General features: G+C 61.8%; 12 protein-coding genes. 5 read left to right on the top strand and 7 right to left on the bottom strand.

Features of this window, described 5'->3' with window-relative positions:
• Positions 1-7 precede the first annotated feature (7 nt).
• Positions 8-433: a VOC family protein gene (locus ACV8MC_RS22325; RefSeq protein ID WP_150635660.1), complete on the top strand. Its 426-nt coding sequence runs from the start codon at positions 8-10 to the stop codon at positions 431-433.
• Here the strand turns inward: ACV8MC_RS22325 and ACV8MC_RS22320 are convergent, their stop codons facing one another.
• Entirely contained in the window at positions 434-1,348 is a 915-nt protein-coding gene (locus tag ACV8MC_RS22320; RefSeq protein ID WP_123441644.1) for a LysR family transcriptional regulator, read from the bottom strand.
• Between the two features lie 202 nt (positions 1,349-1,550).
• Here ACV8MC_RS22320 and ACV8MC_RS22315 point away from each other — a divergent pair, with 202 nt between their 5' ends.
• Positions 1,551-2,891 (top strand): nucleobase:cation symporter-2 family protein, encoded by a 1,341-nt coding sequence (locus tag ACV8MC_RS22315; RefSeq protein WP_457263514.1) that lies wholly within the window; start codon positions 1,551-1,553, stop codon positions 2,889-2,891.
• 33 nt (positions 2,892-2,924) lie between these two features.
• The gene (locus ACV8MC_RS22310) at positions 2,925-3,434 is read left to right on the top strand and encodes a nucleoside deaminase (protein WP_056784788.1); all 510 of its coding nucleotides are present in this window, start codon (positions 2,925-2,927) and stop codon (positions 3,432-3,434) included.
• A 169-nt stretch (positions 3,435-3,603) separates the two neighbouring features.
• Here ACV8MC_RS22310 and ACV8MC_RS22305 read toward each other — a convergent pair whose 3' ends face one another.
• From ACV8MC_RS22305 to ACV8MC_RS22280, 6 genes are all read right to left on the bottom strand, one after another.
• Entirely contained in the window at positions 3,604-3,852 is a 249-nt protein-coding gene (locus ACV8MC_RS22305; protein WP_041480580.1) for a DUF6555 family protein, read from the bottom strand.
• A gap of 84 nt (positions 3,853-3,936) precedes the next feature.
• Positions 3,937-4,143, bottom strand: a complete 207-nt coding sequence (locus tag ACV8MC_RS22300; RefSeq protein ID WP_371924020.1) for a hypothetical protein — start codon at positions 4,141-4,143, stop codon at positions 3,937-3,939.
• A gap of 178 nt (positions 4,144-4,321) precedes the next feature.
• Positions 4,322-5,254 (bottom strand): MBL fold metallo-hydrolase, encoded by a 933-nt coding sequence (locus tag ACV8MC_RS22295; RefSeq protein ID WP_457263513.1) that lies wholly within the window; start codon positions 5,252-5,254, stop codon positions 4,322-4,324.
• A gap of 40 nt (positions 5,255-5,294) precedes the next feature.
• Positions 5,295-6,497, bottom strand: a complete 1,203-nt coding sequence (locus ACV8MC_RS22290) for an NAD(P)/FAD-dependent oxidoreductase (protein WP_056784796.1) — start codon at positions 6,495-6,497, stop codon at positions 5,295-5,297.
• 223 nt (positions 6,498-6,720) lie between these two features.
• On the bottom strand, positions 6,721-7,077 hold the full coding sequence (locus ACV8MC_RS22285; protein ID WP_056784799.1) for a response regulator transcription factor: 357 nt from the start codon (positions 7,075-7,077) through the stop codon (positions 6,721-6,723).
• 96 nt (positions 7,078-7,173) lie between these two features.
• Entirely contained in the window at positions 7,174-8,178 is a 1,005-nt protein-coding gene (locus tag ACV8MC_RS22280; RefSeq protein ID WP_056784802.1) for a GlxA family transcriptional regulator, read from the bottom strand.
• Positions 8,179-8,377: 199 nt separating this feature from the next.
• Here ACV8MC_RS22280 and ACV8MC_RS22275 point away from each other — a divergent pair, with 199 nt between their 5' ends.
• Positions 8,378-9,049, top strand: coding sequence for a response regulator transcription factor (locus ACV8MC_RS22275; protein WP_056784803.1), 672 nt, complete (start codon positions 8,378-8,380; stop codon positions 9,047-9,049).
• A gap of 56 nt (positions 9,050-9,105) precedes the next feature.
• Positions 9,106-14,568, top strand: a complete 5,463-nt coding sequence (locus ACV8MC_RS22270; protein WP_056784805.1) for a trifunctional serine/threonine-protein kinase/ATP-binding protein/sensor histidine kinase — start codon at positions 9,106-9,108, stop codon at positions 14,566-14,568.
• Positions 14,569-14,573: the final 5 nt, after the last annotated feature.

The raw sequence follows: 14,573 nt of genomic DNA, 5'->3' as shown, positions 1-14,573 counted from the left end.
GTGCCTGATGAGTCTTTCGCCTTTCCACCTCGCCATCCCGGTTTACGATCTTGCCGCTTGCCGCCGTTTTTACGGTGAAGTGTTCGGTCTGGACGAGGGCCGATCCAGCGCGCAGTGGGTCGATTTCAATTTTTACGGCCACCAATTGGTCATCCATGAACAGCCGCAGACAGCTGCCCAGGAAAGCGTTCACAGCAACCCGGTCGACGGCCACGACGTACCGGTCCCGCACTTCGGCATCATTTTAGAGTGGCAGCAATGGGAAGCACTGGCCGAGCGACTGAAGTCATTCGGCACGCAATTCGTGATCGAGCCCTACATTCGATTCAAGGGTCAGGTCGGCGAACAGGCGACCATGTTTCTGCTCGACCCCTGCGGTAATGCGCTGGAATTCAAGGCGTTCAAGGACATGGGCCAGGTGTTCGCCAAGTAATCACAGCGTAGTGGTCTGACCGTTGCGATCGCGTTCATAAACCTTGTTGGCCTGGAGCTTTTCCTTAAGCCAGCGCTCGGCCGTCCCTAGTGGCCGTTGGCGTGCCCATAACAGGTCGACGCCGATTTGCCAGTCGGTATGCGGGTACGCCGACAGCTGCAACTCGACCAGTTCGCCATTGCCCAGTTCACGCTGGATCAGCTGGCGCGGCAGGGTCGCCCAGCCGAGGCCGGCGCGGACCATTTCGAGCAGGGCCAGATAGCTTTCCGCTTGCCACAGTTGCGTCGAACGCAGGTATTCACTGCTCGGCAGTTTGCTGGCGTGCGCACTGAACGCCAGGCGCCGATGCACGTGCAAATCGTCGAACGTGACGTTGTCCAGTTGCGCCAGCGGATGATCGGGATGACAGACGTGCAGCATGATCAGTTTGCCCAGTTGCTGGAACGCCAGTTCCCGGGGATAGCCCGGCTGCGAAAACGCCACGCCCAGCACCGCCTCGCCACTGCTGACCAGTTCGCTGACATCGCCGTAGACCGGGTGGCGAATGATCAGATCGACAAACGGAAAGGCCTGCTCGAACGCTTGCAGCACCGGCATGATCGGGCCGTACGGCGTTTCAATCGCCAGGGTCAGGCTCGGTTCGACGCTATCGGAAAGGCAATCAGCGTGGGCCTCGAAGGTCATGCAGCGCTCCAGTACCGCCTCTGCCTGGACCAGCAATTTATGCCCGCTGGCGGTGAGGGCAGGGCTGCGATTGCTGCGGTCGAACAACTCGACGCCAAGGTCGGTTTCCAGATTGGCGATCGCCGCGCTGATGGTCGATTGCGTCTTGCCCAGCTTGCGCCCGGCGGCGGAGAACGAGCCGCTTTTCACCACTTGGACGAACATCAGCAACTGATCGAGTGAGAAGCGCACGCGGTGTACTCCGAGCTTGAGCGAGACGGCGATTGTGCCGCGTCTTTGCCATCGAAAAAAGCGATGGTTGCCAATTTGTTTCATCGTTAAAAACATTCAAGGATGACCCCGCGTCTTCGAACGCCGGGGCCGATTCTGTTTGTGCGTCTGTCCCTGAGCGCCCGCGATTACAACCAACGCTGCCCCTTCAGGAGCTTGTGCCATGACTACACAACGCGTTCACCCGGTCGACGAGGTGTTGCCCCTGCGGCAGCTTTTCACCTTCGGTCTGCAGCATGTTCTGGTGATGTATGCGGGAGCGGTGGCGGTGCCGCTGATTCTCGGCAGTGCGATGGGACTGACGTCGGCTCAGGTGGTTTTACTGATCAACGCCAACCTGCTGACGTCCGGTGTGGCGACGTTGATTCAGACCCTCGGCTTCTGGAAGTTCGGCGCGCGTTTACCATTGATTCAGGGCTGCTCGTTCATTGCGCTGGCGCCGATGATCATGATCGGCAAGGAGTTCGGCCTCAGCCAGATCTTCGGGGCGGTGATCGCCGCCGGCTTCCTGACCATCGCACTGGCGCCGGTGTTCAGCCGCTTGCTGCGATTCTTTCCGCCCGTGGTGATTGGCAGCCTGATCACCATCATCGGTATTTCACTGATGCCGGCGGCGGCAATCTGGCTGGGTGGTGGCAATCCCGATTCGCCTGACTTCGGTCGCCCGGCCAATCTGCTGCTGGGTCTGGCCACAGTCAGTGTGACGCTGGTGATTTATGCGAAATTCAGCGGCTTCATCGGTAACCTCAGTGTGCTCATCGGCTTGTTTGTCGGCAGCCTGATCGCTGCCGCCTGCGGCATGACGCACTTCAATCGGGTCAGCGAGGCGGCGTGGTTCGAGTTGAGCGCGCCAATGGCGTTCGGTCCGCCGGAATTTTCTCTGGTACCGATTCTGATCATGACCCTGGCGATGCTGGTGATCATGGCCGAGACCACTGGCAACTGCCTGGCCATTGGCAAACTGGTCGGCAAACCCACCACCCAGCAAACCCTTGGCAACGCGTTCCGCGCCGACGGCTCGTCGACCATGCTCGGTGGCTTGTTCAACAGTTTTCCCTATAACGCCTTCACGCAAAACACCGGCCCGATTGCGCTTTCCAGCATCAAGAGCCGCTTCGTCGTTGCGGCCGCTGGCGCGATCATGGTGTTGATGGGCTTGTTCCCCAAGCTCGGCGCGCTGATTGCGGCGGTGCCGACGCCGGTGCTGGGCGGCTGCGCGATCGTCATGTTCGGCATGACCACGGTGGCGGGCATTCAGGAACTGTCACGGGTGCAGTTCGAGGGCACACGCAACGCCATTATTGTTGCGGTGTCGGTCAGCGTCGGCGTCCTGCCGATGTCGTTTCCGGCCCTGTTCGAACATGTCGGCCCGACGCTGAAACTGGTGCTCGACAGCGGCATTTTTCTCGGTGCGATCACCGCCATTCTGCTCAACCTCTTGCTCAACAAACAAAAACCATCGACCGACGCCGTCGGCGCTTCCACGGCCGAACTGGCCGACTGACTTTTGTCTTTTCTCACTGCCCAGGAGTTACCCATGAATCAATTCACTCAGCTTGTCCCGGCCGGCGTCAGCGATCTGGACCTGGCATTGCTGCGCCAGACCATCGCCCTGTCGCAGGCGTCGAAACAACGTGGCCGGCACCCGTTTGCGGCGCTGGTGGCGGACCGCGACGGCAACGTCATTGCCGAAGCGGGCAACAATTCGATGCCGCCGGAAGGTGATCCCACCCAGCACGCCGAACTGGTCGCGGTCGCTGCGGCGGCGAAGCGGTTGTCACCCCCGGAGCTGGAGGCGTGCACGCTGTACACCAGCGCCGAACCTTGCTGCATGTGCGCGGGCGCGGTGTATTGGACCGGTGTCGGGCGAGTGGTGTATGCGTTGTCGGAGCATGCTTTGCTCGGATTGACCGGCGATCATCCGGAGAACCCGACGTTCTCGTTGCCGTGTCGCGAGGTGTTTGCCAGAGGGCAGCGCACGGTGAGCGTTTTCGGGCCGATGCTGGAGGAAGAGGCGGCTGAGCCGCATAAAGGGTTCTGGTCTTAGTTGATATGGATCGTTCCCACGCGGAGCGTGAGGAACGATCAGTTTCGCGCGGTCAGGTACTGGTCACTTCACCGGGACGATAACCGCACATTCCCCAGCGGAATGCCCCCCATGGTCTGTTGTGGGGCGCCTGGCTGACGTACAAGCTCAGCCAGGCGACCCGATTGGTCTAAGCCTCCGTCCAGTCCAGCGCAGCCGTCTCGCGCCACTTCACCTCCGTAATCCCATAGCGCTCGGCCTGGGGTTTGGAAACCACTTTCAACGGTGGTTTACCCGGTTTCGGAATCGGCGCAATACCGGCGTCACAGCTCGCCCAATGCCAAGCGTCGGCGTTGCGCATACTCTTGGCGCGGATGACGAATGATTTTGGCTGGTCGTGATGTTTGTATTCGATGACGAAAATATCGGTGCTACGCATGAGTTCCTCCTTACGCTCATACGTAAATGATTTTGTCCGACAAGAAAAATTCAAAGGATTTTCTGGCCAGATGATCAGCGTCACTCAGCGCTCTGGAACGCGGTTCTTCATGAAGCCGCGCAGGTTCATCAGGAACAGGCAAAGCTGCAGAACGATCAGCGCGTAAGCCCCGGCATGGACGCCCCAGATCACCCACAGCAAATTGCTCAGACTGAAACAAACGAAGCCGCTCATGCGCCGTTGCGGTCGTTGCGAACCGATCAGCCAGGCGGCCAGAACGGTGACCAGCATCGCCGGCCATTGCACCCAATCCAGATATGCCAATACTCCATCCTCTGCTCAGATTTGCTTGATGCAGAAAGGGTACACAGCAACCGAAGTATGGTCACCGCCCGCACGGTTCTGCGTAGCAATGGCGGTGAAAAAGGTTTCGCCCGGCAGAAGCCGGGCGAAGATTTCAGGCGCGCAATCAGTAATCCCAAATCGCAGGTATCCAACGGAAAGCAGCACCATTGATCGCGACCCTACCCACCGAAGGGAAGGCCAGATGCGTGGCGACAAACAGCTCGCCGCTGACGGCGGCTTCCTTGAGCATGCGCACGCGCACTTCCACCGATTTGGTCGGATCGTGTTCGAAACCGTTGTGCCAGTCAGGGTGATCGAACGCCACCGGGAACAACGCGTCACCGGCAAAGGTCAGGCGCTCGCCACCGGAGTTGACGTAGACCACGCAGTGCCCTGGCGTATGACCACCGGTGAGTTTTGCAACTACGCCCGGTGCAACCTGACATTCGTCTTCGAATATGTGCAACTTGCTTTCATAGTGGTTAATGAACGCGTTGGCGGTGCTGCGCAGGACGTCTGGTACTGGTGCGGGCATGTCGGTGCTGGTGAAGTCTGGCGTGGACCAGAAATTCACTTCGGCAGCGGTGACGTGGATGCGCACGTCGTGGCGCAGACGGCTCTTCACCGAGTCGACCAGTAGGCCGCCGATATGGTCCATGTGCATGTGCGTGATGACGATATCAGTGATGTCGGCGAGGTCCACCCCGGCAGCGGCCAGGCGCTTGGGGAACTGCCCGGCGCGCGGGAAACCGGGGAATTGGCCACCGAGGCCGGCGTCGACGAGGATGACTTGTTCGCCGCTACGCACCACCAGCACGTTGAGCGCCCAGTCGAAGGCGTCAGGGCCCAGATACATTTCCTTGAACCAGGCGGCACGGTCGGCGGGGTCGGCATTGGTTGACATGGTCTGGGTCGGCAACGGCAACACGCCGTCGCTGATCACCATCACGTCAATGTCGCCCAGGCGCAGGGCGTAGCGCGACGGCACCAGTTCTTCGCTTTGCGTTTGCAGGGCCACCGCGCGGTTGGCGGTGAAGGAATCCAGATGCAGGGTCATGGTGTTCTCCTTGTTCTCAGGGCTAAAGCGGAGGGTGAAATCAGGCTACAGGGATCAGCGGATCGGCGGCCGCGAGGGCGGCGCGACGTTCGGCGGCGGGCGGGTAGATCCACACCGTGTTGATCTGCGTCTTCAGCTCTTTGGCTTCGGCCTTCACCAGTTTCAGCTGACGATCCCAGCCTTCGGTGTACACCGCGCCCCAGGCGCCCAGATCCAGGCAAGTCACGTACTTGGGCTGGCGATACATTGTCGGAGCGACGCCGAGGATATCGGCGGCGGCGTTGTTGCCGGCGTAGCGACCCAGGCTGATCGCATGCTGGCAAGACATCGCGGCATAGTTGCCGAGGTCGTCAGTGGCGGCGCGAGCGACATCACCGGCGGCAAAGACGTGATCGATGCCGTGCACCTTGAGGTTGCCATCGACATGCAAGCGGCCCTGGCCATCGCGTTCGGCGTCGAGTTGTTCGGTGAGCGGGCTGGCGCGGAAACCTACGGTCCAGATCACGGTGTGGCTTTCGATGTGGCGGCCATCGGCGAGGGTGACGCCATTGGCATCCACAGCGGCAACGCTGGCATCGACGATCCATTCGATACCCAGGTCATTGGACGCCTCGATGATCGACGGGCGAATGCCATCGCCCATGGTCGCAGCGATGTCCTTGCTGCGATCGACAATGATCACGCGCAGGTCTTGATCCTCACCGAGAATCGCGCGCAGGCGCGCCGGCATTTCCGTCGCAGTTTCAATCCCGGTGAAACCGCCACCGGCGACCACCACGGTGTTGCGCGCAACGCTGGGCGGTTGGTTGCCGAGGGCGATGAGATGGCGTTCCAGACGCGCCGAGGATTCGATCTGATCGACATCGAACGCATGCTCCTTGAGGCCAGGCACCGGAGGCCGAGCGAGCTGGCTGCCGCTGGCGAGAACCAGCCGATCGTAGGCCAGTTCACCCGGACGCCCGGCCTCGTCGCGGTAACCGATTCGGCGCGCCCGGGCGTCGATGCTTTCAGCGGTGCCTTTGACGAAGCGCACACCCACCGCATCGAACAGCGCGTCGAGCGGCGCGTACATGCTGTGCACGTCCGGCTCGTAGAAGCGCGGGCGAATACGCAATTCCGCTTGCGGGGCGAGCAGCGTGATCTCGACATCCTGACGGGCATGCATATCCAGCAAACGCGCAGCGCTCAGCGCACTCCACAGCCCGCCGAACCCTGCACCGATCACCAATAATTGCTGTTTCATAATGTGCTCCCTGACGCTGATGGATGGATGACACCCGAGTCCGATGCGGACTCTGGCGTGACGATCACTGGCCGCCGTAACTGCTTGCCGTACTGCCTGGCGCTCAATCGCCCGCTGTGTAGAGCCATGCTAGGGCGGGGAGGCTACGAGCGCAGTTGTCCATCGGTGTGCGTGGGGTACGCATGGGTGGAAGGGGGGTATACGAAGGTATGGGGAAAAAGGATCAACCCAGCGCTTTTTCCAGGCAGGCGAGCAAACGTTCAGCCTGAAATGGCTTGGCCAGACACGCGATGACCCCGGGTACGCTGTTGGGCATTTTGCCCGCATGCGCCGACACAAAAATCACCGGCATCCGCCAGCCTTGCGCCCGCAGTGCATCCAGCATCTGCAAACCACCCATGCCCGGCATCTGAATATCGGAAATCAAACAATCAGTCTGCGCCGGCCCGTCCGAGTCAAGGTAGTCCGCTGGCGCCGCATAGCAGAACACCTGATACCCCGACGCTCGCAGCAGGCTGCTCAGCGATGTGCGCATTGCCTCGTCGTCGTCCACTACCGCAATGACATGCGTCTTGTACATAAAGCTCCCGGGCCGGGCGGCCGAGCTGGTGACTCCTGTCGTTCTTGCACCATACGCCGATGGCCAGCGGGCAAAACTATACGTAGGTATAGCGGTTCAGCCATCGCGGCTGAAGCGACTGCGGTAGTCGCGCGGGGAGATCGACAGGTGGCGCTGGAAGCAGGCGCGCAGGCGTTCTTCATCGTTGAAGCCGCAGAGGCGGGCGATTCGTTCGATTTTGTGCGGGGAGTTTTCCAGCAGGCGTTTGGCCGCTTCGAGCCGGAACAGCTCGAGCGCTTTCGACGGTGTGCGCCCGGTGCGCGCTTTATAGACCCGCGTGAAGTTGCGCAGGCTCATTGCGGCTTGCTCGGCGAGGCGCTCCACCGTCAGATTCGGGTCGCCGAGGCGCTCCATGAGCCAAAGGTGCAGATCATCGAACATCGCAGCGTCCTGCGCCTGCGATTGCAGCAGCGTGCTGTATTGCGCCTGGCCGCCGGGGCGTTTGATGTACACCACCAATTCCCGCGCGACTTGCAACGTCACTTCACGGCCGTAATCGGCCTCTACCAGCGCCAGCGCCAGATCGATCCCGGCGGTGACTCCGGCCGAGGTCCAGACCTTGCCTTGCTGAATGAAGATCGCGTCGGCATCTACCTCGACCGCTGGAAAGCGATCGCGCAAAGCGTCGCACATCGCCCAGTGAGTGGCAGCGCGGCGGGCGTCGAGCAATCCGGCCTGAGCCAGCAGAAACGCACCACTGCACACCGAGACCACGCGGCGGGCGAGGTGAGCATGGTCCTGCAGCCAGTCGCTCAGTTCGCGGTGCTCCTCAAGGGTCTGGCAGATGTCAGGGGCGCCGGGCACGACCAGCGTGTCCAGCGCGGTGGTGTCGAGCGTGGTTAACGCTTGGGTGTCGATGGCCAGCCCTTCGACGGTCGGGATCAAGCCGCCGCTGAGGCTGGCGGTGTGCAGTTGATAACCGGGCTGCCCGCGCTCGACCAAGGCTTTGCTCGCCGCCCAGAACACGGTCTGCGCACCGCTGAGATCGAGCAGGCTCAGCCGTGGGTAGGCGATAAACACCACGTCGCGCGGGGCCGTTGTAAAAGCGGGATGAGTGGACATCGCGGGCCTGCCTGTTTGCAGCGCTAGAGGCGGGACTGCCTCAGCCTGGCCGATTTTCAGGGGTTTCTGGCCGGCGGGCAATGGTGCTGACTGTTAGCCTGATTGCTGACCGTCCGGCCGGTGTCTGGCTGCGGTGGCCATCCTGAACTAGATTTATTGACCAGCCCAATGCGTGCTGCGATCTCGCCGAGGAGACACAATGACCTTGTGGTCGCATTCCAGCCCTGCGCAAAGTCCCGATGTGCTCGGCGAACCAGTGGTGTACGTGGTCGATGACGATGCCTCGATGCGCCAGGCGCTCGACAGCTTGCTGCGCTCGATCGGCTTGCAGGTGCGAACCTTCGACAGCGCCGGAGATTTTCTCGCGCAAGCGCAACGTGAGGTACCCGGTTGCCTGGTGCTCGACGTGCGCCTGCGCGGCGAAAGTGGCCTGACGTTTCAGGAACAGATGGAAAAAAATGGCTTGCGCATCCCTGTGGTGTTCATGACCGGCCACGGCGACATCGCCATGAGCGTCAAGGCGATGAAGGCCGGCGCGGTGGATTTTCTGGCCAAGCCGTTCCGTGATCAGGACATGCTCGACGCCGTGGCCAGTGCGTTGGCTCGCGACCGTGCGCGGCTAGCAGCCGAACACTCCGGCGCCGTTTTGTGTCGGGCTTACCAAACCCTGACCGCACGTGAGCGCGAAGTGCTCGGCTTCGTCATTGCCGGGCTGATGAACAAACAGATTGCCGGACAGCTCAACCTCAGCGAGGTCACGGTCAAGGTCCACCGTGGCCAGGTCATGCGCAAAATGGCCGCACGTTCAGTGGCCGATCTGGTGCGTATCGCAGAAGCGCTGGGCATCGAGCCTGTCCAGCGCAACCCCTGAGCGCTGGCGACGTGCAACTCACCGTGCGGCAAAAAACCTGAGCAGTGTTGACGCAGATGGCCAGCAGAAAACAGATTTTGTGGGACGACGGCGAGCGGGTGCTGTCCCGTGAGCGCGGTTCGAATGATGGCAGCCTACTGGCGGTGCGTCCGGCGATGGGCCAGCCATTGCCGAGCACCCTGGAGCGTCTGGCGCATGAATACAGCCTCAGGGACGACCTCAATCCTGCCTGGGCGTTGCAGCCGACAGCTTTCGAGCGTACGGGCACCCGAGTTCGTCTGCTGTTCGACGATCCGGGTGGCGAGCCGTTGTCGCGATTGCTGGTCGCTCCGCTGGATATCGAAACCTGTCTGGAATTGGCCACGAACATCGCCAAGGCACTGGGCCATATGCATCAGTGTGGTCTGGTGCACAAAGACCTGAAACCGCAGCATGTCTTTGTCCATTGCCATGACGGGCAGGCGCGGCTGACCGGCTTCGGCCTGGCCACGCGCTTGCCACGGGAACGGCAAGCGCCCACGCCACCGGAATCTATCGCCGGCACGCTGGCTTACATGGCGCCGGAGCAAACCGGGCGGATGAATCGTTCGATCGATTCGCGTAGTGATCTGTATGCCTTTGGCGTGACGCTGTACCAGATGCTCACCGGCTCGCTGCCGTTCAGTGCCAGTGAACCGATGGAGTGGGTGCATTGCCATATCGCGCGGCTGCCAATGCCCGTGTGTGAACGGGTGGCGACGGTGCCGCCGATGTTCTCGCGAGTGGTCATGAAACTGCTGGCGAAAACTGCCGAGGAGCGCTATCAGAGCGCAGTCGGTGTCGAGCATGACTTGCGCCGTTGCCTCGATGACTGGCGCCGTATGCGGCAGATCGAGACGTTCACGTTGGACGAGCAGGGCGCCTGCGAGCGCTTGCTGATTCCGGAAAAACTCTACGGCCGCGAACACGAAGTGCAAACGTTGATCGATGCCTTCGCCAATGTGGTGCAGACAGGCGCGCCGACACTGGTGCTGGTATCCGGCTATTCCGGCATCGGCAAATCGTCGGTGGTCAGTGAACTGCACAAGGTGCTGGTGCCGTCGCGTGGCTTGTTCGCCGCCGGCAAGTTCGACCAGTACCAGCGCGACGTGCCTTATTCGACTCTGGTTCAGGCCTTTCAGGGGCTGGTGCGGACGCTGTTGGGCAAGCGCACCGACGTACTGGCGGGCTGGCGCGAAGCACTGTTGCGGGCACTGGAAGCGAATGCGCGGTTGATCACCGATCTGATCCCCGAACTCAAGCTGATCATCGGCGAGCCGCCGCCCGTGCCTGAGTTGGAGCCGCAACAGGCGCAGCAGCGGTTCCTTCAGGTCTTGCAGCGTTTTATCGGCGTGTTCGCTCAGTCCGAGCATCCGTTGGCGCTGTTCCTTGACGACCTGCAATGGCTCGACGCGGCCACCCTTGATCTGCTCGAAGATTTGCTCAGTCGCGCAGAGACCCCTCATCTGCTGCTGGTCGGTGCTTATCGCGACAACGAGGTAGATGGCGATCACCCACTCAGCCGCACACTCAAGACCCTGCATCACGCCGGCGTACACATTGACGAAATTCGTCTGGCGCCACTGGCTGGCGCGCACATCGAACAACTGATCAGCGAGTCACTGCGCTGCCCGCCGGCGAGCATTGTCGCGCTGGCGCGGCTGGTGCTGGACAAGACCGCTGGCAATCCGTTCTTCGTCATCCAGTTTCTGCACGCCCTGGCCGAGGAGAAGCTGCTGACATACGAGCCTGCGTGCCAGCGCTGGCGGTGGGATGTGCACCTGATCAACGGCAAGGGCTACACCGACAATGTCGTCGATTTGATGGTCGGCAAACTGGCGCGGCTGCCCCAGGAAACCCGCCAGGCGCTGCAACAACTGGCCTGCCTGGGCAACGTCGCGCGTCTCGACACGCTGGCCACAGTCCTTGATGTGCCGGTGCCTCACGTTCACTCCGCATTGTGGCCGGCGGTGCGGCTTGAGTTGGTCGAGCGTCAGGACGGTGCCTACAGGTTTGTGCATGATCGCATCCATGAGGCGGCGTATTCGCTGATCGCTGAAACCGAACGGGCGCAAATGCACTTGCGCATCGGCCGGCTGCTGGCACTGCAAACCCAGGGTGAGCGGCGCGAGGAGGCGATCTTCGAGATTGTCGGCCAGCTCAATCGCGGTGCGCATCTGATCAGCCTGCGTGCCGAGCGCGAGCAACTGGCCGAGTTCAACCTGCTCGCCGGCCAGCGAGCGAAGGCCTCGACCGCTTATACCTCAGCACTGACCTATCTGGGCGCCGGCGCAGAACTGTTGGGCGAGCAGGGTTATGACAGTCGGCATGAACTGGGTTTCGCTCTGGAGCTGAACCGTGCCGAGTGCGAATTTCTCACCGGCCAACTGCAGCTTGCCGACTCGCGCCTGGCGACATTGGCCGAGCGCGCCGTGACCACCGTCGAGCGCGCGGCGGTGGCGTGCCTGCAGATGGATGTCTACTTGCTGCTTGATCGCAGTGACCGGGCGGTGACGGTGTGTCTGGCCTTTCTGCGTCAGGTCGGCATCGATTGGCCAGCGCGTCCGGACGATATTCAGGTGCGCGACGAATATCAGCAGGTCTGGACCAGCCTGCGCGGGCGCAGTATCGAGCAGATGATCGACTTGCCGCTGATGGAGGATCCTGCCGCGCGGGCCACCCTCGATGCGCTGGGCAAACTCTTCGCGCCGGCGGTGCAGTCGGATCTGAACCTCGCCAGCCTGACCATTTGCAAAGCGATCAGCCTGAGCCTGCAATATGGCAACTGCGACGCCTCCTGCCTGCTCTATGCCAACTTCGGGCGCGTGTCGGGGCCGCGTTTTGGCGACTATGCCGCTGGTTATCGATTTGGCCGTCTGGGCTGCGATCTGGTTGATCGGCGCGGGCTCACGCGTTATGAGGCGAGCACCTGGTTGTGCTTCTCGATCTTCGTGGTGCGCTGGATGCGGCCAGTGCGCGAGTGCCGCGAACTGTTGCGCCGTGCGCTCAACGCGGCCCATCGCAGCGGCGATCTGCCGTATGCCGCGTTCGCCGGAAACAGCCTGATTTCCGATCTGTTGTTTATCGGCGAGCCGCTGGCCGAGGTGCAGGCGCAAGCGGAATCAGGGCTGGTCTATGCACAAAAGGTCGGTTTCGGTCTGGTGGCGGATTTCATGCGCTGCCAGTTGACGCTGATCCGCATGCTGCGCGGGCAGACGCCGACGTTCGGCTGTTTCGACGATGACGGGTTCGATGAAACAGCTGTCGAGGCGCATCTGGCCGGTTCGGCGGATCTGGCGCTGGCGCGCGGCAAGTACTGGGTACGCAAGTTGCAGGCGCGCTATCTGGCCGGGGATTACGCGGCGGCCGCTGAGTGCGCGGCCCAGGCGCAGGGACTTTTGTGGGTGGTTTCGGCGTTTTTCGAGGAGGCCGAATACCATTTCTACGCGGCGTTGACCTTGGCGGCCCACGGCGAAACTGACGCCGGTGCTTTGCAGCGTCTGGGTCAACATCATGAACAGTTGCAGACGTGGGCGCGCTTGTGTGCAGAGACCTTCGCCAGTCAGGTGGCGCTGGTCGGCGCGGAAATGGCGCGCGTCACCGGACAGTTGCTCGAAGCCGAATTGCAGTACGAGCAAGCCATTCAATTGGCTCAGGACAATGGTTTGCTCCATATCGAAGCGCTGGCCAACGAACTGGCCGCACGGTTCTACGGCGCTCGCGGGCTGGTCAGGATATCCCGGGTTTACCTGCGCGACGCACGCTACGCCTATCTGCGTTGGGGGGCTGCTGGCAAGGTGCGGGAGCTGGAGCGACGTCATCGTTTTCTGCGTGCCGAAGAGGCGCAACCGAATCCGGTCACCACGCTCATTACGCCAGTTGAACATCTCGACCTGGCAACGGTGCTCAAGGTCTCTCAAGCAGTCTCCGGCGAGATCGTCCTGGACCGTTTGATCGAAACGGTGATGCGCACCGCGATCGAACAGGCCGGGGCCGAGCATGGCCTGCTCATTTTGTTGAACGCCGACATTCCCTATGTCGCTGCGCGAACCCGTATCGGCGACGGTGCCACGCAGCTGTGCAACGCGCCGCTGCACACGGTGGCGCTGGCAGAGTCAGTGCTCTACCAGACGCTGCGCACCGGCGAAAACCTGTGCCTGGACGACGCGGTTGCCGATCCGCTGTTCGCCGCTGATCCATACGTTCAGCAACGAGGCGCGCGCTCGATCCTGTGCCTGGCATTGATGAATCAGGCGCGGGTCGCCGGGGCGCTGTATCTGGAAAACAACCTGTCCGCCGGGGTGTTCAGCCCGACGCGTCTCGCCGTGTTGCGCCTGGTGGCGTCGCAGGCAGCGATCTCGCTGGACAACGCGCGCCTGTACCGCGACCTCGCCGAGCGAGAAGCGAAGATCCGTCGGCTGGTCGACGCCAACATCATCGGCATCATCGTCTGGGGCGTGGAAGGGGAAATCATCGAGGCCAATGACGCGTTCCTGCGCATGGTCGGTTACACCCGTGATGAGTTGCTTTCGGGCAGTGTCCATTGGCGTGACATGACCCCGCCGGCGATGCGCGCTAACAGCGATATTGCACTGGCAACGGCGATCCACACTGGCCGGGCCCAGCCATTCGAAAAGGAGTACATCCGCAAGGACGGCAGTCGGCTGCCGGTGATTGTCGGTCTGGCTGCCTTCGAAGCGAGTCAGCAACAGGGCCTGGCCTTTGTGCTGGATATCAGCGAACGCAAGCTGGCTGAAGAGCAAGTGCGCGAAGGCGAGCGTCGTTATCGTCAGGTGCAAACGGAACTGGCCCACGCCAATCGTGTGGCAACCATGGGTCAGTTGGCCGCATCGATTGCCCACGAAGTCAATCAGCCGATCGCCGCCACGGTGACCCATGCTAATGCCGCGTTGCGCTGGCTCGGTGCAAAGCCACCAAATATCAACGAGGTCGAGCAGGGCCTGCGGCATATCATTCTCGACGGCAACCGCGCCGCCGACGTACTCGGGCGCATCCGCGCGCTGATTCACAAAACGCCACCGCAGCGTCAGCCTGTCAGCCTCAATCTGCTGATTGAAGAAATGGTCGGTTTCAGCCGGGGCGAAGCGCTCAAGCACGGCGCCGAAGTCAGCGTTGAGCTGGCGGCAGATTTGCCTTTCGTAGTGGCGGACCGGGTCGAACTGCAACAGGTGTTGCTCAACCTGATCATCAACAGCCTCGAAGCCATGACGATCATGGCAGAGGGGCAGCGACGTCTGCTGATTCGCAGTGAGGCGCTGGGCGATAACGTGCACATCAGCGTCAGCGATTCGGGGCCGGGCTTTGCCTGCGAGCGGGCGGAGCAAGTGTTCACGGCGTTCTTCACAACCAAATCCACCGGGCTGGGCATGGGCCTGTCGATTTGCCGCACGATCATTGAAGGACATGGCGGCAAATTGTGGGCCGAGCGCAATGAGCCGAGGGGGGCGCGGGTGGTGTTTGGCTTGCCGCGTTGTGAATGAACATG

The sequence above is a fragment of the Pseudomonas sp. PK-RTE-24 genome, from assembly GCF_054052265.1.
Note: the sequence above shows the minus strand (reverse complement) of the source record. Positions and strands in the feature narration are given on the sequence as shown.